The sequence below is a fragment of the Aestuariispira insulae genome (genome assembly GCF_003385955.1).
Classification (GTDB): Bacteria; Pseudomonadota; Alphaproteobacteria; order UBA8366; family Aestuariispiraceae; genus Aestuariispira; species Aestuariispira insulae.
The window spans coordinates 45,583-71,828 of record NZ_QRDW01000015.1 but is presented as its reverse complement, the minus strand read 5'-3'; the positions used below and the strand labels follow the sequence as shown (position 1 = coordinate 71,828).

Here is a 26,246-nt window from a genome sequence, read left to right as displayed (position 1 = left end):
CATGCCCCCATACTGCTTGCAAACAACAACGTAACTGAGCAAAACTTTAACCGACGACTCTGCCTATAGCTGGAGGAACTCTGGGGCTCAGGTCAAAAGCAGCCCTTACAGCTGAGTATTTAAGTAGCAGTTTCGACATCTTCAAGACGGGTCGAAAGCAATATGAGATCCTATTGCGTTTATGCTCTGTAAACGAATGGACGAGTATTGTGCTAGTGGGGCATAGCGAGCTTTCAGAGCTGGTTGAACTGGTGTCAATGCGAGTGGTGCAGATATCGCCAATATGTATCTATGATCCGGCAAGCAAGAGAGAATCGGATGATGTGGGAATTCAAATAGTGAATACAATGGCTGAGGCTGTACGTTTAGCGCCGAATCGTCGAATCGATGTTTTAATCGTCACTAGTTTCGATTTTCAGTCAAAAAAGACTTATGATATTGAGAAGATATTAGAAGAGTTTCGATTAGACCACTCAAGGCTATTGATCCCAGCATTTCTTCAATAATGGCATTTAGCGGGGTTTGTATTCATTTAATGAATGTAAAACGTGCGAAAGGGTGGCTGAAGCTTTTCCCACACTTAGTTCTACGGGGGGACTTCTTGCAATAGGAACGCATAGAGCCTATGAAGGCGGCTTTTGGAAGCGAGGCTCGGAAAGTTGTGGTTTTTTTGCAAACTGTATGTTCGTTGTTTGAAGCAGATTGTGAATAGAAATGCGCTTTACAATCGACGTGGAGGCAGTCGAGGGTTGGCTGGCAATCGGATCGCAGGCCTCATGGGCGGTGAGTGTTTGAAGAAGGTCCGACAAAGTCTTTGGGGGAGCCGTCCGCTAAGATTTCTTTCCCTCAGTTCGTGATGGGTTGTGGTCAGGACGGAATGAAGATGATTCGTGACAGGGCTAATTCTTGGGGCTGTTGAAACTGCGGTGCTGGAATTGAGAAGCAAAAATGAAAAAGATGAATTTGAAGGACAAGAAAATCTGGGTGTCGGGACATAACGGCATGGTGGGGTCCGCGATTTGTCGGCTCTTGGTTGAGCGTGGAATAACGCCTGTTGTTGTTGGTCGTAAAGATTTGGATTTGACGGAGCAGGCTACGGTGAGGAGCTGGATGCACGATGTTAAGCCAGATGTTGTTTTTCTTGCAGCTGCAAAAGTGGGCGGTATCCATGCGAATGATACCTATCCGGCGGATTTCCTTTTTGATAATTTGATGATTGAAACGAATATCATTCGTACAGCACATGAAATTGGCGTTGAGAAACTGATTTTCCTCGGTTCTTCATGTATTTATCCGCGTGATGCGGATCAGCCGATTTCAGAGAGGGCTCTTCTGACCGGCCCTTTAGAGCCGACCAACGAATGGTATGCGGTTGCGAAGATCGCTGGGATTAAGCTTTGCCAGGCATTTAGGGCGCAGCATGATGATGATTTCATTGCTGTTATGCCGACCAATCTCTACGGGCCGGGCGATAATTTTCATCCCGAAAATAGCCATGTTCCAGCAGCTTTGCTTGATCGGTTTCATAAGGCGAAGCTCAGCGATAGTGAGATTGTCACTGTTTGGGGGACGGGAACGCCCCGTCGTGAGTTTCTTTATGTAGATGACTTGGCCGAAGCCTGTATTTATTTGGCTGAAAAATATTCCGGTTCAGATCTAATCAACATTGGTACTGGTGCAGATGTCACGATTAGAGAATTCGCCGAGGCTATTAGTTCCGTTGTCGGCTACAAGGGCAGAATAGAATATGATTCATCGAGACCTGATGGCATGCCGAGAAAAGTATTGGATGTTAGTGCGTTGGCGAGTTTGGGTTGGACTTATACGACTGATCTCGAGACGGGGCTTGGAAAATACTACCAGTGGTATTTGGATAATATTGATCAGTTGCGCCATGCAGATAAAGGTGATGCACATTGACTAAACGGGCTTTGATTACGGGCGTTACAGGCCAGGATGGCGCTTATCTTTCGGATCTTTTGCTATCCAAGGGATATGAGGTTCATGGCGTTAAGAGGCGCTCTTCATCTTTTAATACGGGTCGGATAGATCATCTTTATAAAGACCCTCACGAAGACCACACCAATTTTCACCTCCATTACGGTGATATGACGGATGCGACAAATCTGATCCGTCTGGTCCAGGAAACCAAACCTGATGAGATTTATAACTTGGCTGCGCAAAGCCATGTGCAAGTCAGTTTTGAAACGGCGGAATATACGGCAAATGCTGATGCTCTAGGAACCTTGCGGCTGCTGGAAGCCATCCGGATATTGGGACTAGAGAAATCGACACGATTCTACCAGGCTTCTACTTCGGAATTGTATGGCAAGGTCTTGGAAAGCCCGCAAAACGAGAAAACTCCATTTTACCCCAGGTCCCCATATGCTGCGGCGAAGATCTATGCCTTCTGGATTTCGGTAAATTATCGGGAAGCGTATGGGATGTTCTGTAGTAATGGTATCTTATTCAATCACGAAAGCCCTATTCGTGGAGAAACATTTGTGACGCGCAAAATCAGCCGGGCTGTAGCAGCGATCAAGAAAGGTGATCAGGAAAAATTATATCTGGGTAACTTGGACGCAAAGCGTGATTGGGGACATGCCCGGGATTATGTTGAAGGCATGTGGCGGATCTTGCAGCATAAAGTTGCCGATGATTTTGTTCTGGCCACCGGCGAAACCCATTCCGTGCGAGAGTTTGTGGAACTTGCGTTCTCTAAGGTAGGCATGTCGATCGATTGGCGTGGACAGGGGGTCGATGAAATAGGATATGATTCGGGAAGTGGTCGGGCTGTTGTTAAGATTGATCCGCGCTATTTCCGGCCGGCAGAGGTGGAGTTCCTTTTGGGAGATGCTTCTAAGGCGAAACGGGAGCTTGGCTGGAGCCATAAAGTCTCGTTCAAGGAGCTTGTGGAAGAAATGGTCGCTGCGGACCTTCAAGCCGCATAGGCGTCTCTCTCTGATGGTCTGTAGTCGCTGCGGAGTGGGATTACGCTGAAAACATTCTGGCTTTCCCTAGGAAGCCTGAGTGTATTTATGGATTGGTAAAAGGATTGAAACGGTGGAAGTAGGTAAGGAAAACCGCAATATTCCCTTGTTCAAGGTGTTTATGCCTCCAGAAACTATGGAGATGATGGAGGAGACCCTGCAAAGCGGGTTCTTGGCAGAGGGCAATAAGGTGCGCGCTTTTCGGGATGAAATTGCCAAATTCATAGGAAATGATCGCGTTGTTCCAGTCAATTCTTGCACGATGGGGCTGACAATTGCATTCAAGCTAGCGGGTGTTGGCCCTGGAACGGAAGTGATTTCGACTGCGCTGACCTGTGTTGCTGGCAATGAACCCGTTCAAATGCTGGGCGGTAAAGTTGTTTGGTCTGATGTGGATCTGGAAACGGGAATGGTAACGGCTGACTTGATCGAGCCATTAATCTCTCCGCGTACGAAAGCGATCTATGTGCTGCATAAAGAAGGGGCGCCTGCGGACATAGAAGCGATTTATGATTTGGCCAAGTCCAGGGGGCTAAAGGTTATCGAAGACGCTGCCCATGCCTTTGGAGCCCGTCGCCGGGATTGGAAGATTGGCGCAAAAGGGGATTTTGTCGTTTTTTCCTTCCAGGCTATCAAGCATATAACCACCGGCGATGGTGGGGCTTTGTTGTGCGCGAATGAAGAGGATTTTCGCCGAGCGAAGAAAGCGAAATGGTTTGGAATCGACCGCGACGCCCGGGAAGGTCGGGATGTTTGGCGTGAGGATATTCCGGAATGGGGATTCAAAGGAAACATGAATGATATAGCAGGAACCCTCGGCCTGGCTCAGATCAGGCATGTGGATTGGATCCTCGAGAAGTTCCATCAGAATGGCCGTCGATATGACCGAGAATTGGCCGGGATACCAGGGGTTGGTTTGTTGAAGAGAGATCCGAATGATTTTCAAACTTATTGGGGATACACCGTTTTGGTTGAGAATCGAGATGCCGTTATAGCCGCTATGACGGAAGCAGGAATTGGTGCCTCTCAGATCCATGTCAGGAATGATTGCTACTCTATGTTTGATGCTGACCGACGAGATTTGCCGAACACTGATTGGTTTGATGCCCGCGAAGTCTCTATTCCCTGTGGCTGGTGGGTCGATCAAAATGATCAGGATTACATTATCGAAATTCTCAAAAAGGCTGTTCAATGAAAGTCATGACCATCCTGGGCACGCGCCCGGAAATCATCCGGCTCGCTAGTGTGATCAAGATGCTGGATAAACATTGTGATCACGTACTTGTTCACACTGGTCAAAATTATGACCGCACCTTAAATGATATTTTTTTTGAGGATCTTGATCTTCGGCTACCCGATCATGTGCTTGAAACAAAGTCGGAGACTATTCAGGCCCAAATCGCGGCGATCATTGAGAAAACCGGTGATGTGATGGACTTGGAAAAGCCCGATGCGATTGTCATTCTGGGCGATACCAATTCAGGCTTGTCCGCGATTCCCGCGAAACGTAAAAAGATCCCGATTTTCCATATCGAAGCTGGTGATCGTTCTTTTGATCATGATGTACCGGAAGAACTGAACCGTCGTATCGTGGATCACACCAGCGACGTGAATATGGCCTATACAGAGCATAGCCGCCGGAATTTGCTGCGCGAAGGTGCGCATCCGCGCAATGTCTACGTTGTAGGCAGCCCGGTTTGCGAAGTCTATGACGGCATGCAGGAGAAATTTGCAAACAGTAAGATCCTGGAAGAGTTAAACCTGGAACCCGGTAATTTCCTGACCGCCAGCATTCACCGGGAAGAGAATGTTGATAAGGGCGGAGCGCTCGAAACCATGGTGGACACGTTCAACGCCTTGGCAGAAAAGTATGCCTGTCCGATTGTCGTCAGTACCCATCCGCGTACCCGACGCCGGCTGGAACAGCTGAATTTGTTGGCGTGCAGCAACCCCTTAATTAACTGGCATGAACCCTTTGGTTTGATTGATTTCATCCGCCTTCAAACGGAATCGAAATGCGTCATTTCGGATAGCGGCACTATCCATGAGGATTCAGCGATACTCGGTTTCCCGGCCGTTGCGATTCGGAAGTCCACGGAAAAACAGGAATCTTTAGAGGCGGGTTATTGTCCGATCACTGGATTGCATAAGGATGATGTTCTACGAGCAGTCGGGCTGGTGGTGGATGATCCCATTGATTTTACACGTTCGCCTGCGCCCGAGGCCTATCAACAGTTTGAAGTTTCGAAAAAAATCACCCGAATTATCCTGGGCATGACCCGGGTTATTGACGAACAAGTTTGGGGACCGAAAGATAAAAAATTCGTGTGAGGAATGATGGCTAATAACAGTGATTGGGACCTGCCTTTTGGTTTGGAAAATCTGACAGTTCATCGCGATCATCGCGGAATGCTTTTTGAGGCAATGCGCTTTGGCAGTCAGAAAATTCCACCCGGTGGACAGCTTTACATTTATTCAGTCGCGCCTGGTGCGAGGCGGGGGGATCATTACCACGAAAAAAAACAGGAATGGTTTACCTGTGTTGCGGGGCAAGTCCGGCTACTGATGAAGACAGTTGATGGTGTTCTGGTTGATGAAATTCTCTCGCATGATAGCCCTCGGATGGTCTATGCAGGTCCAGGAACATCACATGCGGTGGTCAATGAAGAAGAAACCGAGGCTGTGATTGTGGCCTATGCATCGAAAGAGTTCGACCCGGCTGATCCCGATACGGTAATGACACCGGCGGATTGATACGAAGAAGAGTGGTGGAAAGGCGTCAGATGGACAGCTTGAAGGGTAAAACAATACTGATCACTGGGGGGACGGGTTCCTTCGGGAAAACTGTGACACGCAGACTTTTGGAAGAGGGGCAGGTTGCGCGTATCGTTATTTACAGTCGCGATGAAAAGAAACAGCATGACATGCGCCTGGATTTCAAGCATCCGAAGCTGCAGTTCGAAATTGGAGATGTTCGAGACCCTGATCGGATTATGCGTGCGATGGCCGGTGTCGATATGGTGTTCCACGCCGCAGCCATGAAGCAGGTGCCTGCCTGCGAGTTTTTCCCTATGGAAGCGGTGAAAACCAACGTGATCGGCACCAATAATGTCATTGATGCAGCCATATTCCATGCTGTGGAGAAGGTTGTCGTCCTGAGTACGGATAAGGCGGCTTATCCGGTTAATGCCATGGGGTGCAGTAAGATGATGATGGAAAAACTCATGATCGCGCGCGCGCAGGCATCTGCTCCAGGGCAACGAACCGTTTTATGCGGGGTGAGATACGGCAATGTACTTTATTCCCGTGGTTCAGTGGTTCCTTTATTTGTTGACCAGATCCGTCGCGGGGAGGCGCTAACCCTGACAAATCCGGATATGACGCGATTTCTGATGCCGCTTGCTGATGCGATTGATTTGGTGCTGCATGCTCTGCGGCATGGCAAGAGCGGGGACCTGTCCATACATAAAGCCAAAGCCGCAACAATAGGCGACCTTGCCAGGGCCTGCCTTAAGCTTTTCTCAGCTAATAATGAGATCAAGATTATCGGTGTGCGTGCGGGCGAAAAATTGCATGAAACTCTTGCCACTGCTGAAGAACTGTCCCGTTCAGAGGATCTCAGCGCTTATTGGCGCATCCCTTGTGAGCGGGGGCATGAATTCGACAAATATTATGTGGAAGGCCGCCCGGAAGTAGGCGCGATCGATGCTTTTACATCGGACAACGCCGAGCGCCTGAATGTTTCGAGTATCGTGGAACTGTTGAAAACCCTTCCAGAAATTCAACAAGAATTGGGCATTCATTAGATTGCTCGTTAAGTCGAAGGCTGATGTTAGAAATTAAAAACACCCTTTTATCTGATGTGTCGCCGTCCCTTGTGACTGCGCTCTGTAAGATCAAAGATATGCATTGGCCTCATGGTCTGGACTCTCAACTCGATTGGTGGCATCGGAATTCGGATGCGGATGATCGATTGGTTGCATTATTTGAAAACGGCGCTCCCGTCGCGTTTTTGAGAATTCGAAACCGAGTGGTGACCGTAAATGGGCACGAGTTGACTGCGGCATGTGCCACTGAAGTATCGGTTTCAACCGGTGCCCAAGGTCGTGGTTTTGGATGCTTGATGCTCGATGCTGTGGCGCAGTTTGTTCGAAATGGCCAGGCGGAGTTGGGTTATTTACTTTGTGAGCACAAACAAAAGGCATTTTACGAGCGATGCGGCTGGAAACCAGTTGCCGACGTTGAGATAATGGACAGTTCCGGAGTGGTCAGGCCTCTGCGTGACCATGAGTTTTGCATGATTTGTAATCCGGAAGGAGACGGGGTCGACGGTCTAACTTTGTACGGAGATGTGTTTTGAAATCGAACAAAGTTCGGGTGGCTGTTGTTTACAATCTTCCGTCCGAAACGACTTTCTCCTATCACAAGCTATGGCCCAAGGCTTTCGCGGAACACCCAGAGTTGGAGACATTCCCGATTAACCTTTCCGACCATCGCTATAATGTTCGGGCCAGGGCCTATTACTTGAAAGCTGTTTGGCGGCCTGATGTGATTGTGTGTCTGCATTCTACCTATGCCAATGACCTGGTCATACCTGATTGGCTGGTGCTGCTGCTGGCTGATATGGATGCCAAAAAAATCTTCTTTTTGACGAATGTTTACAAAAACATGCCGGAGAAAATGCAATTCTGCGAGCGGATTGGCGTTGATGTTCTGGCACAATTGGGATCGAACGAGTTTATTGCTTCGGCATACCAAAAACGTTTGCCCGCCGTGAAGGTGGTGTCCAGCCATGCTGGTGGGTTGGATGAGACGCTTTTCTATCCAGGGCCGCCTTTGGATGAACGGCCGATTGATATTGGGTTTCGGGGGGAGGTCGAGCCCTACTATTTCGGTCACCAGGAAAGATCCTGGATCATGCAAGCTGTTCAGGAAGCCGGTGAGCAGCGGGGGCTCAAGCTCGATATGTCCATGGAGAGCAAAGACCGTTTCGATCCAAATGGCTGGGCCGGGTTTTTGAGAAATTGCCGTGCCCAACTGGGGACGGAAGGGGGGACGGATTTTTTTAACTTGGATGACAAAGTTCGCTATCGGGTGAATGCCTATCGGGAGGATAATCCTAGTGCCACCTTTGAAGAGGTTTTCCGGGATACAATGGAGCCGTTCAAAGAGAAAGAATGGCTGCGATGCAGGCTTATCACCGGGCGTGTGATCGAAGCGGCTGCTTCGCAATCTGTGTTGATGCTGTATGAAGGGCATTATGAAGGCTATCTAACGCCGGATATCCATTACATTCCAATTGCTCTGGATCATCGGAACCTCAGTGAGGCATTCGATAAATTGAGTGATTCTGATTTTTGTCTTGGATTGACCGAGGCCAGCTACACGTTGGTGAGGGAGAAGTTCACCTTCAAAAATCTGATCGATGAAGTGCTTGGCGAACTGGAATAACAGCCGCGCTGTATTGAAATTGGCCGACATTCCGCCTTCATGCCAATTTTATTGCAACAGGACAACGGGGAAGAGAAAAGATGAAGAGATTGGTGCGTCGTTGGCTGTTAAGACTGGATCGAATGATGGATGAAACCCGGCGGGAAGATCTGAAAAGACAGCTAGGCCGAATTGGCGAAGGGGTGCTGTTGAAGCGGGACGTTATGATTATCCATCCAAAGCTGGTGACGATAGGGGACCATACCCATGTGGGGGAACGCGTCTACATTCGAGCGAGTGACAGGATTGAAATCGGCAGTCACTGCCAGATAGCCAATAATGTGATCATTGTGAATGCTGATCACATTATTGATGGTGGGGCCTATTCGGGCCGAACAAAAACGCAGCCGATAAAGATTGGCAACAATGTTTGGCTTGCAGCCGGGGCGAAGATTCTCGGGGGCGTGACGATAGGAGACAATGCCGTTGTTGCGGCTGGCGCGGTGGTTAACAAAGATGTGTCTGAAAATACTATTGTCGGGGGGATTCCAGCGAAGGTGATACGACGGATTGAAACCCTTGGTAATGGAGTCTCCCAACTATCTAACTCTTAATTTTGCAAGAACCGTCAGGGTCGAGTTTTTGACGGTTTAGGAACAGGTTAATGATTTCCTTTGTATTGAGATATTTCTTTTCGGAACGCTTCGAGTGGGTTTTTTATAGGAGCCTGCCTTATCTCATGGCGTTCAAGGGGACGGTGATATCTTTAGTTTTTATTGGGCTGGCCATTGTGGCATTCGACATCGTCTCCGCAGGAGTAGTCGCGGTTCTCGCCATTGCGCCGAACGACGGTGCGACGCAGATACCGATTCCATTGCTTGCTGAGGTTACTATTCCAAGGGATCTTGTGGGGGCGGATAATCTGTTGCTTGTGTCGATCGGTCTGATTGTCCTGCTGCAGATATTGCGTGAAGGAATGCTATATCTGAGCCAGTACCTACCCGCAAAACTGGCTGCCGTCATCGAATACGAGCTCAAGAAAAAGCTTACGGAAAATTTGGTTTCTGATGACCATGAATCGATTAAATCGGCCAAGAAAAATGATCTTATTCTTCAGATAATGAACTATTCAAGTTCATTTTCAAATTTTATTTCTGAAGTTGTTTTGACGTTCAATGTATTAGTTGTTGCAGTTCTATATATTTTCACTCTTTTTATATTAGAACCTTATCCATTCTTGGTTGTTTCTCTTGTCGTCGGAATTGTTCTTTTTCTGACAAACAAATTGGTCACTGTTCAAGAGGAGATAGGTGGGAAACTCCGCCAAACGAACCTGACCTATCATGATCGACTGCATGATGTCGTATATGGTTTGGTTGAGGTGATCATGAACAACCGCCAGGCTACTTTCTTGGAGCGCCAAGATCAGTTGGCGGGCAATATCCGGCGTGACCGGCTCTGGCTTGCTTTGGTGTCCTCTTCTGTGAGCCCGTTGCAACGTGGATTGGGGCTGCTGATGATAGGGGGTATTCTCATCCTTCTGGATGTTTTGACGCCACCAAATGAATCCCTTTTGACGATAGAGCGGTCGTTGCTGGTTTTATTTCTTGTGGTTAGGCTCTATGGGCCCATATCCCAATTCAATGTGAACCGTTCTTCGCTCTTAAACAAGGTTGTCGGTGCGCAGGCACTGTTAGAATTCATGGACAAGCGGGATGTTGCGAAGGCTGGGCCGCACGAGCCTGCTTTGCAAGAAAAAAAATGTACTTATCGGGAGGAAACTGATGTCATCCAGCTAAATGGGGTGACTTGTGGATATGGTGCAGAGGGTGCGCCGATCCTTCATGATGTTAATATCTCTTTGAGGCCCAATACAGTGACGGCGCTGGTGGGGCCTTCTGGTGCCGGCAAGAGCACGGTCATCAAGTTACTGACACGTTTTCTGGACCCGGCGAAGGGCACCATCACCGTCAGTGGGCGAGATATAATGGAATTCCCGCTGGAACAATGGCGCCTGACAATTTCTATGATCCAGCAACATGGACATATTTTTTACGGTACGATAGCGGAAAATATTTCCATGTTTGATTCTGGTATTCCCCGATCCCGTATTGTGCAGGCGGCAGAAAATTCCGGCATTTCGGACTATATTGATAACTTGCCAGAAGGCTACGATACGGTAGTTGGTGGTAAGGACATAGCATTGTCGGGCGGACAACGTCAGAAAATTCTGATTGCCAGAGCGTTGGTCAGACGGCCGAAACTGCTCATCTTAGATGAAGCTACCAGCGCGCAAGATGCTCTATCTGAAAATGAAATCCTGCAGCGTTTAAAAGAAAACTATTCGGATCTGGCTATTCTTGTGATCGCACACCGCTTTTCAGCGATTCGTGATGCCAGAGAAATTTATGTCCTGGAAAATGGCCGCGTTGTTGAAAATGGATCCTGGAATGATCTCATGAAGCGGGGCGGTTTATTCAGGGAAATGGCAGAATTACAAAGTCTGGAAAAGGCTGAAAACAGTCGCAAACCTGCCGCCAGATCAGATTCATAATCCGGTCTGCGAAGTCATTTATGATTGCTTGCATGGCAGCGTAATCGAAGTTAAGAAAATGGTTGGAAATGAAGATAGTTTCATCCTCCAAGAAGTCCCGAAAGAGGTAATTTAATGCAGCGTATTTCCGATCTTGAGAAACTGTATGTAGCTGAAGCCTTGGAATATTGTTTCCGGTCGTCGTTGGGGAATATCTTCAACTCACGACTTGAGGCGGCGTTCTGTGACAAGTTCGGCGTTGGCTATTCGATTGGACATGTTAACGGTACCGCAACGATGCATACCGCCTTGCTTGCCCTGGATGTCGGCGCCGGTGACGAGGTGATTGTGCCGCCGTTGACGATGGGAAGCACTGCCTTCGCAGTATTGCAGGCGGGCGGAATTCCCGTTTTTGCTGATGTGGATGCGGAAACTTTTACAATTGATCCGGAAGATGTCCGGCGTAAGATTACCGATAAAACCAGGGCCGTGATTTCGGTTTCCCTTTATGGGCTGGCGCCTGACTATGACCGCCTGATGGAGGTGTGCCGGGAGCATGGGCTGGGTCTTGTAGAGGACAATGCTGAGTGTTTTTTGGGAGAGTATAAAGAAAAATTAGTCGGCCAGTTTGGTGAGTTTGCGAGCTATAGTTTTCAGGCTTCCAAACATATGACCTGCGGAAATGGTGGGATGCTCACGGCTAAGACCGAAGAACTGGCCAATAAGGCCCGCCGCATTGCGAATCTCGGTTATTCTACCGTTGGAGCTAAGAAGGGTTCCATCAGTAAGGATGACATTCAGAGCCCGAACTTTGCCAGGCATGTGTGCCTAGGTTACAATTACCGGTTGTCTGAGATCAATGCCGCCGTTTCGTTGGCTCAGCTTGAGCGTTTGGATGAATTGGTTGATGCCCGTGTTAAAGCTGCCAAGCTTTTTGAGCAGGCCGTAGCGGAGTTTTCGTTTCTGCGGCCGCAGGCAGAGCCTAAAGGTTACAAGAACGCCCACTGGGCTTGCGCCCTTCAACTGGAAACAGACAAACCTGAAGAAGATTGGTTCACTTTCCGGAAACTGCATCAAGGGAATGGCGGGGACAATTATTACGCGGCTTGGCTGCTGAATTATATGGAGCCCTATTTTCAAAAAGATGTTCAAAATATGGATGGAGTCACCCAGCCTTACGAAGCTGGTTTGTGTCCTGTTGCCGAGAAACTTCAACCGCGCATGCTTCAGTTGAAGACCAATTATTGGGATGTTCGCCGGGCTGAGAAGCAAGCTGAAATTTTGCATAGAACAGCCAGGGAGTTTGCAGGTTAATGTCAGAACAGGTTTTTGATCCGGTCTTTAATGTTGCTGGGAAGACGGTTGTTTTGACCGGCGGATGCGGTTTGATCGGCCGTGCGATTGTGGAGGCACTTCATCAAAGAGGGGCCAAACTTGTAATCGCTGATGTTGAGGCGGCAGATCCGGAAGCTTTTGCGGCTTCGTTCGGCGATAGCTGTATCGGGGTGCCGACAGACGTTGCCGACGCCAACAGCGTTGCACAGTTGCTGAGTAAAACCCTGGAGCATTTCGGGCAGGTGGATGTCTTGATTAACAACCACCATGCAAAACCGAAGGGCTTTCTGGAAGGGCAGGCCGAAAATTTCCCTGAAGAGCTTTGGGACCATGTCTTGGATGTAAACCTAAAAGGTACTTTCTTGACCTGTAGGGATTTCGGGAGCCAGATGCTGAAGCAGGGGGCGGGATCTGTCATCAACATGGCGTCAACTTATGGCGTGGTTTCATCGAATCCGGCACTGTATGAAGATAATCAGATGGGTAATCCTGTCGCGTACAGCGCTAGCAAGGGCGGAGTGATTATGCTGACCCAGTATCTGGGCTGCTATTGGGCGTCCAGGGGAGTGCGTGTGAATTGCATCACGCCGCACGGGGTCTGGAACCATCATGAAGAAGCCTTCGAAAACCGTTTTAGCGCCATGTCTCCGATGAAGCGTATGATGAAGGCTGAAGAGATTGTAGGTTCAGTTCTTTATCTTGCATCTGATGCGTCTTCCTACAGCACTGGCAGCAATGTGCTGGTCGAAGGCGGCTGGACGGCCTGGTAAACGCTATGATTACCGCTATCATCCAGGCACGCATGGGGGCCACAAGGCTACCGGGGAAGGTTATGCGACCGCTCGCGGGAAAGCCGTTGATTGCCCATATTGTTGAACGCCTTCGCTTTAGCCGCCGGATAACGGATATTGTGCTAGCCACGACAGTGAGCCCGGCTGATGACGTTCTTCAAGCATGGTGCGAACAAAATGGCATTTTGTGCGTTCGCGGCAGTGAAGCCGATGTTTTAGGGCGCTATTGCAAGGCCGCTAACGCTGTGGGCGCCGATGTTATCGCCCGAATTACTGCCGATGATCCCTTTAAGGACCCGGTGATTACCGATTTGGTTGTCGATTGCCTTCTGGAGAACGGATTGGCTTTTGCCAGCAATAATAATCCGCCATCCTATCCGGAAGGTCTTGATGCGGAAGTGTTCACTTATGCGGCTTTAGAATGCGCCGGCAAAGAGGCTAAGGATCCTTTTGAACGGGAGCATGTGACGCAGTTTTTCTATCGCAATCCTGACCGGTTTCCTCAACGGAATATCGCATGCGATCAAGGATATCCGCAGTATCGCTGGACAATTGATACGGAGGCGGATTTCCAGATGGCAGAGGCGGTCTATTCCTCACTCTATCGGGAGGGGCAGATTTTCCTGATGAACGACATCATCGGGTTCCTTGAAGAAAACCCTCTCATCGCAAAGATGAATATTGGTGAGAAGCGGAGTGCGATGTATGAAGGATTGAGTGATGAAAGTTAGTATTATCATTACATGCTATAACCGGCAAAAATTTATCGCGCGTGCCATACGTAGTGCAATTTCCCAGCGGTTTCCCCGAGATGATTTTGAAGTGATTGTCGTCGATGATGGCTCGACAGACAGTTCTCGCGCGGTGATTACAGACTTCGGCGAAGAGGTGGTGTCCATTTTTCATGATGGAAACAAGGGGCTGCCGGCGGCGCGCAATACAGGTATCAGGAAAGCCAAAGGGCGTTTTGTGATGCATCTGGATTCTGATGACTATATGCATGAGGATCTGCTCTATATCGAAGAAATGCATCTCGCCTTTAATCCCGAATGGGGAGCTGTGGCTTGTGACTATTACGAGGTTGATGAGGATGAGCAGCATCTTGAACGCTATTCCGCAATGAAAGATCCCATCGCCTGCGGTATTATGTTCCGCAAAGAAAATCTAATTGACGTAGGTCTTTATGATGAACGGATGCTATTATGTGAAGATGAGGAGTTACGCATCCGTTACGAGGAGAAGTTTGAAATCGGCAATGTTCACTTGCCGCTATATCGCTATACCAAGCACCATCACAATATTACAAAAAATGCCGACCTTATGTGCGAGTTCAGGCAAAAGCTGTCTGCTATCAAGGAGAGCAGAAGAAAGCAAAAGGGCCAATGAGACAGGATATTCAGTTTGGGGGACTTACCCTCTCCAGAAATCGGCCGTATCTGATTGCAGAGGCGGGCGTCAATCACGAATGTGATCTAGGCATTGCGCGGGATATGGTTGTTGCCGCTGCGGAAGCTGGTGTCGATGCCATCAAGTTTCAGAGTTACAAATCCGGCAAACTTGCATCAAAATTCAGTCCTTCCTATTGGGATCTCTCAAAGGAATCCACCACCAGCCAGTTTCAGTTGTTTTCGAAATATGACCATTTCGATATTAAACAGTATGAAGTTTTGGCCCAGGTTGCCAGTGATGTCGGGATCGATTTTTTGAGCACCCCGTTTGATCTGGATTTTGCGGATGAACTGGCGTGTCTGATGCCGGCGTTTAAGATTGCGTCTGCGGATGTAACAAACTTCCCGCTTCTTCGACGCTGCGCGTCTAAGGGTAAGCCGATGATTCTGTCGGTGGGGGCTGCGAAGATCGTTGAGATATATGAAGCGATCGAGGTAATCGAAGCGGAAGGGTGTACCGATATTTGTCTGCTGCATTGCGTGCTGTCCTATCCGACGGATCCCAAGGATGCCAATCTGCGTGGCATTGATTTTCTAAAAGAAACCTTTCCACGATATGTGACTGGATATAGCGACCATGTTCCGCCCAGTCATGGAGGGCTCGCTCTGACTTTAGCTTGGTCCAGAGGTGCCAGAATCATTGAAACACATTACACCTTGGACAAAAGCAAACCGGGTAATGATCATTATCATGCGTTGGACCCGGATGATTTTAAGGCCTTCAGGGAGCAGTGTGACTACGCCGATATGCTGTTGGGTGAAGGCGGCAAGCCTCTTTTGGAGTGTGAGACGGAATCACGCAAACAGGCGCGGCGCAGCCTGGTTATCAATCGGGAAATGAAAGCCGGTGAAATTGTTCGGGAACAGGATCTAGAGGTGAAACGACCGGGAACCGGCATTGAGCCTCGATTCTACGAAGTCATCGTTGGGGCGAGGGCCAAACATGATCTGGTGGAGGACAAAGTGCTTCAATGGGATGATTTCTTGTAAACTCCATGAGTTTTTAGGAGTGGGTTCAGGGCCGATTAAAGTATTCTGAGAGCCTGGCAGGGGAAGTAATCCATAGGGTTAACGCTCTTGCATTTTTGATTGTTTTGGCGCAAAAAAATATGCAAAACAGTGAAATGCCGAATACCCTTCGGATGCTGTTTGCGTCACCCCTCGCATTTTCACAAGGTTGTTGATTCTTACGATGTCTTCGCGCGTATGCATATTGGATTATGGGTCCGGAAATGTTCGATCTGTCTATAATATGGTCCAGAGTATTTCTGATGACGTAGTGATTTCCAACGCCCCCGATGATATTCGGAATGCGTCGCATTTGTTTCTGCCGGGGGTTGGGGCCTTTAGTGCAGCTATGGCCAAGATTAACTCCACGTTGCCGATGGAGTTGATTGAGGAGGAGGTCTGCGGCAAAGGCAAGCCGTTCCTTGGCATATGCGTCGGGTTTCAAATTCTCGCTGACAAAAGTGATGAATTTGGTGAAACAGATGGATTGGGGTGGCTGTCGGGCACCGTAGGTAAAATCTCTGCTTCCGGAGTGCGTTTGCCGCATATCGGCTGGAACGATGTCGACATTGTGCGCGAGTGCCCTCTTTTGAATTCCTTTGAGGATAATCGGGACTTTTACTTTGTGCATAGTTTTGTTTTCAAGGATATTGATGAAAGCCAGTTGCTGGCAACCACCACTTATGGCGAGACTTTTCCCTGTGTAATGGGAAAGGATAATATTCTCGGTGTTCAGTTTCATCCGGAAAAGAGCCAGAAACCCGGACGTCGAATGATCGAAAACTTTCTGGCTATCCAGCAGTAGATATGAAAAAAAACAGACTTATTCCCGTTTTGCTCCTCAAAGACGGATATATTGTTCAGAGCAAATTGTTTGCCAAGCATCAGGATCTTGGTAATCCGGTGACATCGGTTCAGCGATTGAGCGCGTGGGCAAGCGACGAACTTATTTATCTTGATATCTCGCGCGGCGGGAAATACCGAAGTGATCGGGATGATAAAAAACAGCGAGGTCTGAATACTCCGTTGGAAGTTTTGGAAGAGATTTCCAAAGTTTGTTTCATGCCGCTCACATTTGGTGGGCGGATCCGATCGCTTCAAGATATTGAAGATCGACTGAAACGCGGCGCAGACAAAATTTCAATCAATACCCAGGCTCTCCGCGAGCCGGAGTTCATTACTCAGGCAGCCAAGGAATTTGGTTCACAATGTATCGTTGTGTCGATTGATGTGAAGAAAGTTGATGGCGATCATGTTGTAATGACAGGGTATGGGCAGGAAACAACAAGTTTGAAGCCGTTGGACTGGGCGAAGCAAGTAGAAAGTTTGGGGGCAGGAGAGATTTTGTTAAATTCCATTGATCATGATGGAATGAGAATGGGATATGATCTGCCTGTGCTTGACCTCGTCAGCACCAATGTTCAGGTGCCGGTTATCGCTCTTGGTGGTGTCGGAGATTGGTGGGATTTCGGGGATGCCCTCGACGAGACAAATGTGGATGCAGTTGCTGCTGCAAATATTTTTCACTACTATGATCAAAGCGTCCATGTCGCAAAAAAATATTTACACGACAATGGGTATAACGTGCGCCCACCGGACCTGATTTCTGCCTAATCTCATAGTAGCCGGCATCCTTTCAGAAGAGTTAGTTTGATGAAATATTGTACCCGTTGTGTCTATCCAGAAGTCGCAGTCAATTTGTCTTTGGATGAAGAAGGTGTTTGTTCCAGCTGCCGGTCTTTTGAAGAATTTGAAGCACTAACTCCGGACTTCTGGGCGCAGCGCAGAAAACGATTCGAACGGATCGTGGATATGATCCTCAAGAACAGGAATGGTGGCGATTTCGACTGTCTCATCCCTGTAAGTGGTGGCAAGGATAGCTATTATCAAACGCATATCATGGCTACCGAGTTTGGTCTTAAACCGCTTTTGATGACCTATCACGGAAACAACTATCTTCCTGTGGCCGACTATAACCGAGACAGGATGCGCCATGTTTTCGATGCTGATCATATCATATATGGCCCAAGTGTCGACGTGATCAAAAAGCTCAATCGTATCTGTTTCAAGAAAATGGGCGATATGAATTGGCAGGCCCACTGTGGGATTTATACCACCCCGATTCAGATAGCGGTCAAATTCAATATTCCGCTGATCATCTGGGGAGAGACGGCCTGGGATCTTTCCGGCATGCATGGCCCCGACGATTTCGTTGAATTCAGCGCCCGCGTCCGTCATGAGCATTCTGTTCGCGGTTATGAATGGTATGATATGCTTGATGATCCGGAGGACCCGTTGACCGAGCGTGATATGAACTGGGCAAAATATCCAACTGATGAGGAAATCATAAATGTTGGGGTCCGGGGACTTTATATTGGTAACTATTTTAAATGGGATCCGAACGCTCACGCAAAAATGGCGCATGAAAAATATGGCTGGAAAATGCCAAGTCGACCGTTTGAGCGCACTTATCGGAATATTTCAAACCTGGATGACCGATATGAAAACGGAATTCACGACCTGCTGAAATTCATCAAGTTCGGTTATGGTCGGGCATCGGATCATGCTTCAAAGGATATTCGGACCGGTTATATGGATCGCGAGACCGGGGTGGAGATGGTCCGGAAATATGACGATGTCGTTTCGGATGATCTCTATTATTGGCTTGATTATGTCGAGATGCGTGAAGAAGAGTTCTGGGAAATTGCGGACAGGTTCAGGGACCCGCGTGTCTGGCGCAAGGATTCGATGGGCAATTGGGTAAAAGACAATCTTTGGGACTGACGGTGGCGCGATGAGAAATGTTCTTGCGTTCATCGATGCGGAATTCACCGGCGAGCACAAATTTACAACGCTTGTTTCTCTGGGGATAGTTGGAGAGGGGGATGAAAAAATCTATCTTTCTTTCAATGATTATGACCGCAATCAGGTTACGCCATGGCTTGAAGAGAATGTCCTAGCCCATATTGATGAGAGGGAATCGGTGAGCCAGGAGGAAGGTTTTCGAATACTGGCTGACTGGTTCGAGTCCTATCGCAAAAAGCAATCAGTCTCCCTTGTATCCTTCGGCAAAACACACGATCTGATACTGTTGTTCGAGCTATGGCATAAGGCCTATCCGGATCGTGAATATTTTCACAATCTCTACTGTCTGCCGGACTATTTAAATCATGCTGCACATTTTGATCTGACGACAATATTTGCTTTGGCAGGACTTGATCCTGATCTGGATCGAGGCAATTTTATCGAACATTCTGTTTCTGGACAGCGGCATGAGGCTTTGTTTGACGCTCTGGTTGTTCGGGAGTGTTTTATGCGCTGTATGGGAAAAGGAGTGTTCCCAAAACAGAAGTTGATTTGATGGCAGAGCTTTTTGCGCCGAATAATCTTTCCTGCAGGTCGGTTGTGGCGGACCTTCTTTCTCCCGACTCTGATGAGGTCGCGACTGTTCTTTCTGTTCTTGAGGATGGCTACAACTTTCCGCCATCTGTTCTACCATCCATCAAAAGAATCCGAACACCCGGGATATTTAACAGAAACTATCGGGTCGAAACGCCCGGAGAAACATTGATACTGAAGGCGAGTTCCGGTGATCGACGGGCACGCTTTGCTTACGAAGCGGAATTGAGTGAGGCGCTTCGCTCGGCCGGATTGCCTGCGGCGAGGACGGTTCATGCATATAACGGAAGTTGGAGTCATCTTGTCGAAGGCAAGACCTGGGTTCGCTATGCGTATATTCCAGGTTGCTATTATACTGGAGGTGCTGCTCAACTGAAATCAGCTTCAATTGGATTCTCCCGACTGTCAAAGGCGTTTGCCGATTTAAGGGATCAGTCTTGCAATGAACATGGATTGGAGTTGGGATTTCTTGATAAACTGATTGAATTTTGTACAGATGAATCCGATCAAAACATTGATCCATCGGTAGAGAATGCGGCCGTTTTCCTTGATAACCGTCAGTACTTGAAGGAGGCGGTGTATTCGGTGATCAATGGTAAGGAAATTCTGCGGGGGAATGTGAAACTAATGCATACGGATTATCATCCGCATAACCTTCTCTTCTCAGGCGAAAAACTGGCCTGCATCCTGGATTTTGAAGATGTGAAGCCGCATTCAATGTTAGCGGCCAATGGATTTGCAGCACTCAAACTCATTCGACAAAGCTTGGTGGACTGTCCGGTTGCTGACAGAAGAAAGCAGGCGCGTGAACAATTGGCGATGTGGATTGAAAACTGGAACAGTTCTTTTCCGGCGGAGAGGGTTGATGCACATATGCTCCGGCTTGGCGCTTGTTATCAAGTATTGAGCTTGATATATGAAATCTTGTCTGGCTGGCTGTTGCGCGGCGATCTGAGGCAGAATTTTGCATTGCCCAAACACCTGGTCTCCTTACACGAAATTGAATTTATTTTTGCCAATCACTGACACAGATGGACAGCCCTATGATTATCGACTTTTCCGGGAAAACAGCCCTGGTAACCGCAGGCAGCAAAGGGATCGGTTTCGGAATTGCCCAGAACCTCCATCGTATGGGCGCCAATGTCTCCATTTGCGCGCGAAACCAAGACGGGCTAGATGAAGCGATCGAAAAAATGTCTCCGCATGGTGCAGATCGTTTGTATGCAATGGTGGGTGACATCGGGGATCCTTCTTTTCTCAAGGAACTGACTAGTTCCACAGCCTCGCATTTCTCGGACGAAATTAGCATTCTCGTTAACAATAATGGCGGCCCGCCGTCAGGCGATACGCTTGAAATGACCGAAGAACAATGGGACGGTGCCATCAACCGGAATATGTTGAGTGTGATCCGGCTGGCCAAGCTTGTTGTGCCTGGCATGAAGAAGAATAACTGGGGCCGGATCATCAACTTGACATCCTTAACCGCGAAGGAACCCGAATCCGGTATGGTCCTCTCAAATGTCACCCGGGCCGGGGTGGTGGCTCTTTCCAAGACACTATCGCGCGATCTAGGGCCGTTTGGCATTACCGTTAACACGATTTTGACCGGTGGCGTGCTGACCGAACGAGCGTTCTCCTTTATTCGTGAGGAAATTGAGACCACCGGAGAAACTCTGGAAGAGGCATGTGTGCGTATCGGTAAAACGCTGCCGATCCAGCATATTGCTTCCCCTGAAGAGTTCTCTCAGATGATTCTTTTTATGGCGTCTGAAGCGGCTGGTTACCTGACCGGTACAGCAATCCCCCTTGATGGCGGTGCTTCCCATGGCGGTTTCTGATTTTCAAATCACACTGCCCTTTGGCTCAGTTGAAGAAGAAGTGGATAGGAAGCTTGGCTCCATGCTTGTGCCTCCCAAACCAATCAGAGATGAACTTGAGGTCTTTGGCGCAAAAAAGCTAGATGATCAGTCCAGAAAGAAACTATCTGATACGCTCGCATTCGTTTATCGGTTGGAACCGGAGAATGAACATCATCCCTCAATGATCGCATATCTCAGCCATCCGTTGCGGGTTGCGTGCTGTGTTGCGCAAATGATGTCGAAACCTTGTGCCGAGACCATTGAAATCGCACTGATGCACAATCTTTTTGAGATTACCAGCCTGACGAAAATTGATTTGCGTGATGCGGGCTACTCAAAACGTATTCAGACGGCAATCGGGCTGCTCACAATTGACCGCCGTTATGAAGAAGACCCAGAGTATTTAGCCGGGTTTTACAGTGCGATCGAAGGCTGGGGGCCGGCTTTGTCGCTAGTGCGTTGTTGTGACAAACTCGACAATTTGTTTGGTGCCCAGATTATCGAAGATCCCTCGGTTAAATCGAGCTATGTCGCCTTGGCAAAGCAATTTGTGGCCCCCATGGCATACAGGCTCTCCAAACCGTTCGGTGATTATTTCACTGCTGTTGCTGAATTCCAGGAAACCGCAGGTTACAGGCCCGATTGCAAGGATCAGCTGGACAGGTTCATTGCGCAACATATGGCGTGAAAATGATTGAAAATAAAAAGGTACTAGTGGTGATTACGGCGCGTGGTGGTTCTAAGGGGCTGCCAGGCAAAAACATCAAGCCATTGATGGGGAAGCCTTTAATCGCCTATACGATCGAAGCAGCCCGTGATTCGCACTATGTTGACCGTATCATAGTTAGTTCCGATTCCCAAGACATCGTTGATACTGCCGTTGCATATGGCGCAGAAGCCCCATTTATCCGTCCGGAATCTCTTGCCGGAGATCTATCCAAACAGGAAGACGCCATTCTACATGCTATGGATTGGGTCGAGGCTGAGGAGGGAGCATATGATTATGTGATGGTGCTCGTACCAACCACACCGCTTCGCGATGCCGCAGAAGTGGATGCTTGTCTTGAGGCTTTGGTGGAAAATGATGACGCCAAGGCGATTTTTACTGTTCGCGAATGTGATCATCATCCTTGGCAGGCGAATGCCTTACCTGAAAGCCAAAGCATGCGCGACTTTATTGATCCTGCTATCCGAACAAAGAACCGTCAGGAGTTGCCGCAGTTTTTCCAACTGTCAGGCTCAGTTTGTTTGTCGGAATGGGAGCATTTCCGGAAAGAACAGTCTTTCCTGACTGACAAGACCTTTGCTTATCTCACTGATGCACGTAACGGGTTAGATATTGATAATCTCAAAGATTTTCTGCTGGCTGAAGTGTATTTGAACAATCCAGGTCTGGTGTGAGGATTTCTTGGCAGATGATTAGAGATATCTTGAGGCCTGTTGTTCGTACTAGATTTGTGCAAAACGCATTTGGGGCGGTGGCGCGAATTCGGGAACACGGTTTCGGAAATTATGTCCAACTGAATGCATATTTGCTACGCGCCCATACGAAATCTAAGTTCCGGAAGTCTCGGTATCGAAACCTTTCCCATGAAGAAATCAAGCAAAGTAAAAAATCGGAAACGATTTTTATTTTCGGTTCTGGATATTCCTTAAACGATATTTCTGCTGAAGAATGGCGCAGGATCGCAATGCATGACACGATGGGCTTTAACCATTTCGTCAGGCAGGATTGGGTGCGGTCTGATTATCATTTGATCCGAGGCTGGCGTGAAGGGGTGACAGATCCGGAGATCGCTGCGGAGATATCCGAAGAGTTCATTTCTCTGATTGATGGAAAAGATGAGTATCGGAATACAACATTTGTTGTGCAGCATGATTTCCGTGCTTTTTTTGGAAATACGCTGGTTGGTGATGGGTATTTTGCGAAAGGTACAAAGATCTTTCAGTTTAAAACACTGAAGGAAAGTTCATCTCCAGACCCAAATCAGCCTGACTATGTTTGCCACGGTGTCGGAACTCTTTGCGATGCGATCTCATTTGCCTACTGTATGGAGTGGAAAAGAATAGTCCTTGTTGGGGTTGATCTTTATGATTCGAGATACTTCTGGCTTCGTGACGATGAGACAATCTATACAGACTACGTAACAGGCAAGCAGGAAATATCTGCGGTTACGGATAGGGGGCAGCGATTTGACGAGGCTCACAGCACCGCGACAGCAGGAATTCTCGATCTGATTTCCAGATGGAACGCGGAATTTCAGGTGAATGGCGTCGAGATACAAGTCTATAATCCTAAATCGCTCCTATCCCAGGTCTTGTCGGTATATGATGGAAGACATTCGGATAGCCGTCCGCAGTAGGGAAGAGGTTCAAAAATGACAGAAGACATTCAAGGCCTTACGATCGAGGGCAGTTCAATCATTCTTGAAGAATTTCAAGAAAAACACCTGTTTGACCCAACATATTTTTCGTGGTTGAGAAATCCCGACGTTGTCTCTGGTATCAATCGAATTGAATATCTAATGCCGCTTCAATTTAATAAGGTTGAAGAATACGTTCGGAACCTTTTTATCAGCAAAAATGATGCGTTTTTTGCAATTATTCATAAAGAAACAGGCGTTTTTATTGGAACTTTACGGCTGTTGGGGATTGATTGGCGAATGCGTCAAGCGGAAGTCGGAATCATGATCGGTCACCAGGATTTTATTGGGAAAGGGCTGTCTAAGAAGGCCGTTTCACTGGCTGCACGTTATGCTTTCGAACGACTGTCGCTACGTAGGCTATGTGCGAGCACGAATGAGACCAATATGGCAATGTGCCGCTGCTTCAAAAGCTTGGGCTTTCATCAAGAGGGCGTCTTACGCCAACATGCAATGATTAATGGAAAATATACTGATCGAATCTTATTCGGCTTGTTTCCTGAAGAGTTTGTGCCTGATGCCTGATGCGAATGGAGGAAAATGAACGATAGCTGATGGCTCTTGAAGGCCCGAGGTTTGTCTATTCAAGTAGACTAGATCAACAAACTATCTCGAAACAAAAACGTTTGAATAGGGAATGTGTCTGCTTTGTCTGTAGTTACTCAAGCAAAAAAGTTTGCGAAAGATGGATTAAGGCGTGTTGGTCTCGAAATCCGCCGATCAAGAAATGGTCTGCCTTTTGAACAAGCAAATATCCGACTTCTGAGCCGAGTTGAATTGCCGAAGGGAAAGAGCTTTGGCGAGTTTGAGGACAGTGATGGAAATCGGTTTCCTGTGTATGATGATTATCGATATGCTGTGAAACCAGGTTGGAGATGGGCAGAGTCGCTGGATAATGTAAGCTTTGTTAAGAACAGCCGCAAATTGCCAGATGAAATTCTTGAGCGGTTCAACCAATTGATCGGCACGAGAACCATTACGGCCTCTCTTGATGATATCCGTGACTTTGCGCTACCGATATTAAGAGAGCATGAAGATCTCTTTGTTGAAGGAACGCTTAATGATCTGGGGGAAGCGGTTCCGCGGATACCGGCAAGTCATTATGAAAACATGGTGGTGCAGTTGACGAATGCTGCGCGAGAACGGATTGGCGCGCATCTTCCTGATCTTGCCGGAAAATCACAGCGCATCCTGGACGTGGGGTGCGGTTTTGGTCTTTCTACGCTTGCTTACAGGCGTTTGGGGCATAGGGTGACCGGATTAGACAATAATTATGGTTCTGACCGAAATTACTCCCAAGTCACCCGTGTTCGGAGCATGGTCTCGGCGAACGCGGATGCCGGTGTTGAATTTGTGACAGGGGATGTTACAGAATGCCCAGCATTGCCGGATTGTAGCTTTGACATGATCGTTTCGATCAGTTGTCTGGAGCATATCCAGGATTTGGATAAGGCGTTTTCCGAGATGCACCGCCTTTTGAGACCTGGGGGCTGGATGTTGCACAGTTTGAACCATTTCTGGTCTGAGAATGGGGCGCATGCGCTGGGTATTCTTGATGCTCCATGGTTGCATGCGGCATTGAGCGAAAAAGATTACGAGCGCTATATTAGGGAATTTCGATCGCATGAGGCTGACGCTGCACTATCCTGGAACAGCAATGCTCTCAATCGGAGTATTACTATTCGCTCGTTACAGCGTTCACTCGCTGATGCTGGGTTTTCTATTCAAAGCTGGAGTGAAAGCATTGGGGATAGCGCACGCGCGGGCATGCTCGATCGCAAAATACTCTCCCATGTGAACCGACATTATCCGGATGTTTCTTTGGCGGATCTGCTTGCCAAGGATATCACATTCTCAGCACAAAAATAATAATTGACCCATGACTGTTGTTACTGAAAAGAAGCGGTTTGTTTTAAATACTCATGTGAATAACATGGGAAGCCAGGTTTGTATCTTTGACTTAGCGGCAAGGTTGAAATCGTTGGGGCATGTCGCCGTACATGGCGACTGGGATCATTACGATCAATATGATGTCGCTGTTTTTATGGGGGTAGAAGCGGATATTGAGAAGGCTAGGGGGCAGAACCCGGATCTCAAGATTGTCATAGCGGACCCCAAACAATCCAGCCAGACCTATATCGATGCTGCACGGGCGGGAGACTTGCTTTTGGTCAGCTCTGTGGAGCAAAGGGATGCGTTCTACCGGCTGAATAACAATGTGCTGGTTTTTCCAATGTTCCCCGAAATGGAAGAACGATTGGTGAAACATGTAGAGAATGATGAAATCATCATTGGATATCATGGTAACAAAGTTCACCTTGAAGGCATGGGCCAGCATGTCTCGCCGGCAATTGAAGCATTTGCGCGAAACTATCGATGTCGCCTGGTGCTCATATATAATATCGATAAACTAGGTCGTGTGACTAAAGGTATACCGGACGAAAAATTGGTAGCTACTGAGCATGTTCAGTGGCATCCGAATGTCTATGAAGAGGTCTTGAGGCGGGTGGATATCGGAATAGTACCTAATCTTCTGCCTGTTCGGGATATGCAAAAAATGCTGCGCCGGGCTGAAGTGCCAGGCTTAAATGTTAATTATGAACCTTTTGATTTCTTCACCCGATACAAAGCCAGTGCAAATGCTGGGCGTATCAGTGTTTTTGGAAAATTCGGCATTCCGGTTGTCTCGGATTTTACACCATCTACATGCCAGTTAATCGAAGATGGGGTTGAGGGAGTTCTGGCTGGTACACCACATGGTTGGTATCGGGGGTTGATGGAATTGGCACAATCTGCTGAAAAGCGGACGGATATGGGTAGAGCTTTGGCTCGAAAAGTGGAACTTGTACGCGAAAAGGCACTGGAGGGTTTTTTAGACGCTCTTGATTGTTCAGCCCCAAGTCTTCCTGTGGAAATTTCATGTGTTCCAAGCGCGGAAAGTGAGCTTAAACAATACAGGTCTCCACCACAGCCATCTATTGCAAGCAGAGTACTAAGACTGATTGAGAGACGTTTTATTTAATGTGGGTT

General features: G+C 48.0%; 27 protein-coding genes. All 27 read left to right on the top strand.

Annotation, left to right across the window (positions count from 1 at the left end; genetic code table 11):
• The first annotated feature begins 948 nt into the window (after positions 1 to 948).
• The 27 genes from DFP90_RS20950 (at position 949) to DFP90_RS20820 (ending at position 26,238) form a co-directional block, all read left to right on the top strand.
• A complete protein-coding gene (locus DFP90_RS20950) occupies positions 949 to 1,920 on the top strand; it encodes a GDP-L-fucose synthase family protein (RefSeq protein ID WP_115939176.1) in 972 nt (323 codons plus the stop codon).
• Positions 1,917 to 2,951 (top strand): GDP-mannose 4,6-dehydratase, encoded by a 1,035-nt coding sequence (gene gmd / locus DFP90_RS20945; protein ID WP_115939174.1) that lies wholly within the window; start codon positions 1,917 to 1,919, stop codon positions 2,949 to 2,951. The genes DFP90_RS20950 and gmd overlap by 4 nt, the downstream gene beginning before the upstream one ends.
• Before the next feature lie 79 nt (positions 2,952 to 3,030).
• A complete protein-coding gene (locus DFP90_RS20940; RefSeq protein ID WP_115939172.1) occupies positions 3,031 to 4,185 on the top strand; it encodes a DegT/DnrJ/EryC1/StrS family aminotransferase in 1,155 nt (384 codons plus the stop codon).
• A complete protein-coding gene (gene wecB / locus DFP90_RS20935; protein ID WP_115939169.1) occupies positions 4,182 to 5,321 on the top strand; it encodes a non-hydrolyzing UDP-N-acetylglucosamine 2-epimerase in 1,140 nt (379 codons plus the stop codon). Before DFP90_RS20940 ends, wecB begins: the two co-directional genes overlap by 4 nt.
• Before the next feature lie 3 nt (positions 5,322 to 5,324).
• On the top strand, positions 5,325 to 5,744 hold the full coding sequence (locus tag DFP90_RS20930) for a polysaccharide biosynthesis C-terminal domain-containing protein (RefSeq protein WP_115939167.1): 420 nt from the start codon (positions 5,325 to 5,327) through the stop codon (positions 5,742 to 5,744).
• A 29-nt stretch (positions 5,745 to 5,773) separates the two neighbouring features.
• Positions 5,774 to 6,796 (top strand): polysaccharide biosynthesis protein, encoded by a 1,023-nt coding sequence (locus tag DFP90_RS20925; protein WP_115939165.1) that lies wholly within the window; start codon positions 5,774 to 5,776, stop codon positions 6,794 to 6,796.
• 23 nt (positions 6,797 to 6,819) lie between these two features.
• Complete coding sequence (locus tag DFP90_RS20920) at positions 6,820 to 7,350, top strand: GNAT family N-acetyltransferase (protein ID WP_115939163.1); 531 nt, start codon at positions 6,820 to 6,822, stop codon at positions 7,348 to 7,350.
• Positions 7,347 to 8,441 carry a hypothetical protein gene (locus DFP90_RS20915; RefSeq protein WP_115939161.1) on the top strand — a complete coding sequence of 365 codons (1,095 nt, stop codon included), beginning with the start codon at positions 7,347 to 7,349 and terminating at the stop codon, positions 8,439 to 8,441. Before DFP90_RS20920 ends, DFP90_RS20915 begins: the two co-directional genes overlap by 4 nt.
• 80 nt (positions 8,442 to 8,521) lie before the next feature.
• Positions 8,522 to 9,034, top strand: a complete 513-nt coding sequence (locus DFP90_RS23370; protein WP_147301084.1) for an acyltransferase — start codon at positions 8,522 to 8,524, stop codon at positions 9,032 to 9,034.
• 50 nt (positions 9,035 to 9,084) lie between these two features.
• Complete coding sequence (locus DFP90_RS20905; protein WP_115939159.1) at positions 9,085 to 10,974, top strand: ABC transporter ATP-binding protein; 1,890 nt, start codon at positions 9,085 to 9,087, stop codon at positions 10,972 to 10,974.
• Between the two features lie 114 nt (positions 10,975 to 11,088).
• Complete coding sequence (locus tag DFP90_RS20900; RefSeq protein WP_115939157.1) at positions 11,089 to 12,267, top strand: DegT/DnrJ/EryC1/StrS family aminotransferase; 1,179 nt, start codon at positions 11,089 to 11,091, stop codon at positions 12,265 to 12,267.
• Positions 12,267 to 13,058 (top strand): SDR family oxidoreductase, encoded by a 792-nt coding sequence (locus DFP90_RS20895; RefSeq protein WP_115939155.1) that lies wholly within the window; start codon positions 12,267 to 12,269, stop codon positions 13,056 to 13,058. The genes DFP90_RS20900 and DFP90_RS20895 overlap by 1 nt, the downstream gene beginning before the upstream one ends.
• 5 nt (positions 13,059 to 13,063) lie before the next feature.
• Entirely contained in the window at positions 13,064 to 13,810 is a 747-nt protein-coding gene (locus DFP90_RS20890) for a cytidylyltransferase domain-containing protein (protein WP_115939153.1), read from the top strand.
• On the top strand, positions 13,800 to 14,465 hold the full coding sequence (locus DFP90_RS20885; protein WP_115939151.1) for a glycosyltransferase family 2 protein: 666 nt from the start codon (positions 13,800 to 13,802) through the stop codon (positions 14,463 to 14,465). The genes DFP90_RS20890 and DFP90_RS20885 overlap by 11 nt, the downstream gene beginning before the upstream one ends.
• Positions 14,462 to 15,517 (top strand): N-acetylneuraminate synthase family protein, encoded by a 1,056-nt coding sequence (locus DFP90_RS20880; RefSeq protein WP_115939149.1) that lies wholly within the window; start codon positions 14,462 to 14,464, stop codon positions 15,515 to 15,517. Before DFP90_RS20885 ends, DFP90_RS20880 begins: the two co-directional genes overlap by 4 nt.
• Before the next feature lie 202 nt (positions 15,518 to 15,719).
• Positions 15,720 to 16,340: an imidazole glycerol phosphate synthase subunit HisH gene (gene hisH, locus DFP90_RS20875; RefSeq protein ID WP_115939147.1), complete on the top strand. Its 621-nt coding sequence runs from the start codon at positions 15,720 to 15,722 to the stop codon at positions 16,338 to 16,340.
• 2 nt (positions 16,341 to 16,342) lie between these two features.
• Positions 16,343 to 17,149 (top strand): imidazole glycerol phosphate synthase subunit HisF, encoded by an 807-nt coding sequence (hisF, locus tag DFP90_RS20870; RefSeq protein WP_115939145.1) that lies wholly within the window; start codon positions 16,343 to 16,345, stop codon positions 17,147 to 17,149.
• A gap of 39 nt (positions 17,150 to 17,188) precedes the next feature.
• Positions 17,189 to 18,319, top strand: a complete 1,131-nt coding sequence (locus DFP90_RS20865; RefSeq protein ID WP_115939143.1) for an N-acetyl sugar amidotransferase — start codon at positions 17,189 to 17,191, stop codon at positions 18,317 to 18,319.
• Between the two features lie 10 nt (positions 18,320 to 18,329).
• Entirely contained in the window at positions 18,330 to 18,896 is a 567-nt protein-coding gene (locus DFP90_RS20860) for a 3'-5' exoribonuclease (RefSeq protein WP_115939141.1), read from the top strand.
• Positions 18,896 to 19,960: a phosphotransferase enzyme family protein gene (locus DFP90_RS20855; protein WP_115939139.1), complete on the top strand. Its 1,065-nt coding sequence runs from the start codon at positions 18,896 to 18,898 to the stop codon at positions 19,958 to 19,960. The genes DFP90_RS20860 and DFP90_RS20855 overlap by 1 nt, the downstream gene beginning before the upstream one ends.
• A 5-nt stretch (positions 19,961 to 19,965) precedes the next feature.
• Entirely contained in the window at positions 19,966 to 20,772 is an 807-nt protein-coding gene (locus DFP90_RS20850) for an SDR family oxidoreductase (RefSeq protein ID WP_115939137.1), read from the top strand.
• Entirely contained in the window at positions 20,759 to 21,481 is a 723-nt protein-coding gene (locus DFP90_RS20845; RefSeq protein ID WP_115939134.1) for a hypothetical protein, read from the top strand. Before DFP90_RS20850 ends, DFP90_RS20845 begins: the two co-directional genes overlap by 14 nt.
• 2 nt (positions 21,482 to 21,483) lie before the next feature.
• Complete coding sequence (locus DFP90_RS20840) at positions 21,484 to 22,194, top strand: acylneuraminate cytidylyltransferase family protein (protein ID WP_115939132.1); 711 nt, start codon at positions 21,484 to 21,486, stop codon at positions 22,192 to 22,194.
• Between the two features lie 14 nt (positions 22,195 to 22,208).
• Entirely contained in the window at positions 22,209 to 23,156 is a 948-nt protein-coding gene (locus DFP90_RS20835; protein WP_115939130.1) for a hypothetical protein, read from the top strand.
• 15 nt (positions 23,157 to 23,171) lie between these two features.
• Complete coding sequence (locus DFP90_RS20830) at positions 23,172 to 23,741, top strand: GNAT family N-acetyltransferase (protein WP_115939128.1); 570 nt, start codon at positions 23,172 to 23,174, stop codon at positions 23,739 to 23,741.
• 123 nt (positions 23,742 to 23,864) lie between these two features.
• Entirely contained in the window at positions 23,865 to 25,085 is a 1,221-nt protein-coding gene (locus DFP90_RS20825) for a class I SAM-dependent methyltransferase (protein ID WP_115939126.1), read from the top strand.
• Between the two features lie 10 nt (positions 25,086 to 25,095).
• On the top strand, positions 25,096 to 26,238 hold the full coding sequence (locus tag DFP90_RS20820) for a glycosyltransferase family protein (protein WP_115939124.1): 1,143 nt from the start codon (positions 25,096 to 25,098) through the stop codon (positions 26,236 to 26,238).
• Positions 26,239 to 26,246: the final 8 nt, after the last annotated feature.

Bases quoted from the DNA above. Each gene is read 5' to 3' on its own strand.
- DFP90_RS20950 (WP_115939176.1), top strand. From the start codon at position 949: ATGAAAAAGATGAATTTGAAGGACAAGAAAATCTGGGTGTCGGGACAT.
- wecB (WP_115939169.1), top strand. From the start codon at position 4,182: ATGAAAGTCATGACCATCCTGGGCACGCGCCCGGAAATCATCCGGCTC.
- DFP90_RS20930 (WP_115939167.1), top strand. From the start codon at position 5,325: ATGATGGCTAATAACAGTGATTGGGACCTGCCTTTTGGTTTGGAAAAT.
- DFP90_RS20925 (WP_115939165.1), top strand. From the start codon at position 5,774: ATGGACAGCTTGAAGGGTAAAACAATACTGATCACTGGGGGGACGGGT.
- DFP90_RS20920 (WP_115939163.1), top strand. From the start codon at position 6,820: ATGTTAGAAATTAAAAACACCCTTTTATCTGATGTGTCGCCGTCCCTT.
- DFP90_RS23370 (WP_147301084.1), top strand. From the start codon at position 8,522: ATGAAGAGATTGGTGCGTCGTTGGCTGTTAAGACTGGATCGAATGATG.
- DFP90_RS20905 (WP_115939159.1), top strand. From the start codon at position 9,085: ATGATTTCCTTTGTATTGAGATATTTCTTTTCGGAACGCTTCGAGTGG.
- DFP90_RS20900 (WP_115939157.1), top strand. From the start codon at position 11,089: ATGCAGCGTATTTCCGATCTTGAGAAACTGTATGTAGCTGAAGCCTTG.
- DFP90_RS20895 (WP_115939155.1), top strand. From the start codon at position 12,267: ATGTCAGAACAGGTTTTTGATCCGGTCTTTAATGTTGCTGGGAAGACG.
- DFP90_RS20890 (WP_115939153.1), top strand. From the start codon at position 13,064: ATGATTACCGCTATCATCCAGGCACGCATGGGGGCCACAAGGCTACCG.
- DFP90_RS20885 (WP_115939151.1), top strand. From the start codon at position 13,800: ATGAAAGTTAGTATTATCATTACATGCTATAACCGGCAAAAATTTATC.
- DFP90_RS20880 (WP_115939149.1), top strand. From the start codon at position 14,462: ATGAGACAGGATATTCAGTTTGGGGGACTTACCCTCTCCAGAAATCGG.
- hisH (WP_115939147.1), top strand. From the start codon at position 15,720: ATGTCTTCGCGCGTATGCATATTGGATTATGGGTCCGGAAATGTTCGA.
- hisF (WP_115939145.1), top strand. From the start codon at position 16,343: ATGAAAAAAAACAGACTTATTCCCGTTTTGCTCCTCAAAGACGGATAT.
- DFP90_RS20865 (WP_115939143.1), top strand. From the start codon at position 17,189: ATGAAATATTGTACCCGTTGTGTCTATCCAGAAGTCGCAGTCAATTTG.
- DFP90_RS20860 (WP_115939141.1), top strand. From the start codon at position 18,330: ATGAGAAATGTTCTTGCGTTCATCGATGCGGAATTCACCGGCGAGCAC.
- DFP90_RS20855 (WP_115939139.1), top strand. From the start codon at position 18,896: ATGGCAGAGCTTTTTGCGCCGAATAATCTTTCCTGCAGGTCGGTTGTG.
- DFP90_RS20850 (WP_115939137.1), top strand. From the start codon at position 19,966: ATGGACAGCCCTATGATTATCGACTTTTCCGGGAAAACAGCCCTGGTA.
- DFP90_RS20845 (WP_115939134.1), top strand. From the start codon at position 20,759: ATGGCGGTTTCTGATTTTCAAATCACACTGCCCTTTGGCTCAGTTGAA.
- DFP90_RS20840 (WP_115939132.1), top strand. From the start codon at position 21,484: ATGATTGAAAATAAAAAGGTACTAGTGGTGATTACGGCGCGTGGTGGT.
- DFP90_RS20835 (WP_115939130.1), top strand. From the start codon at position 22,209: ATGATTAGAGATATCTTGAGGCCTGTTGTTCGTACTAGATTTGTGCAA.
- DFP90_RS20830 (WP_115939128.1), top strand. From the start codon at position 23,172: ATGACAGAAGACATTCAAGGCCTTACGATCGAGGGCAGTTCAATCATT.
- DFP90_RS20820 (WP_115939124.1), top strand. From the start codon at position 25,096: ATGACTGTTGTTACTGAAAAGAAGCGGTTTGTTTTAAATACTCATGTG.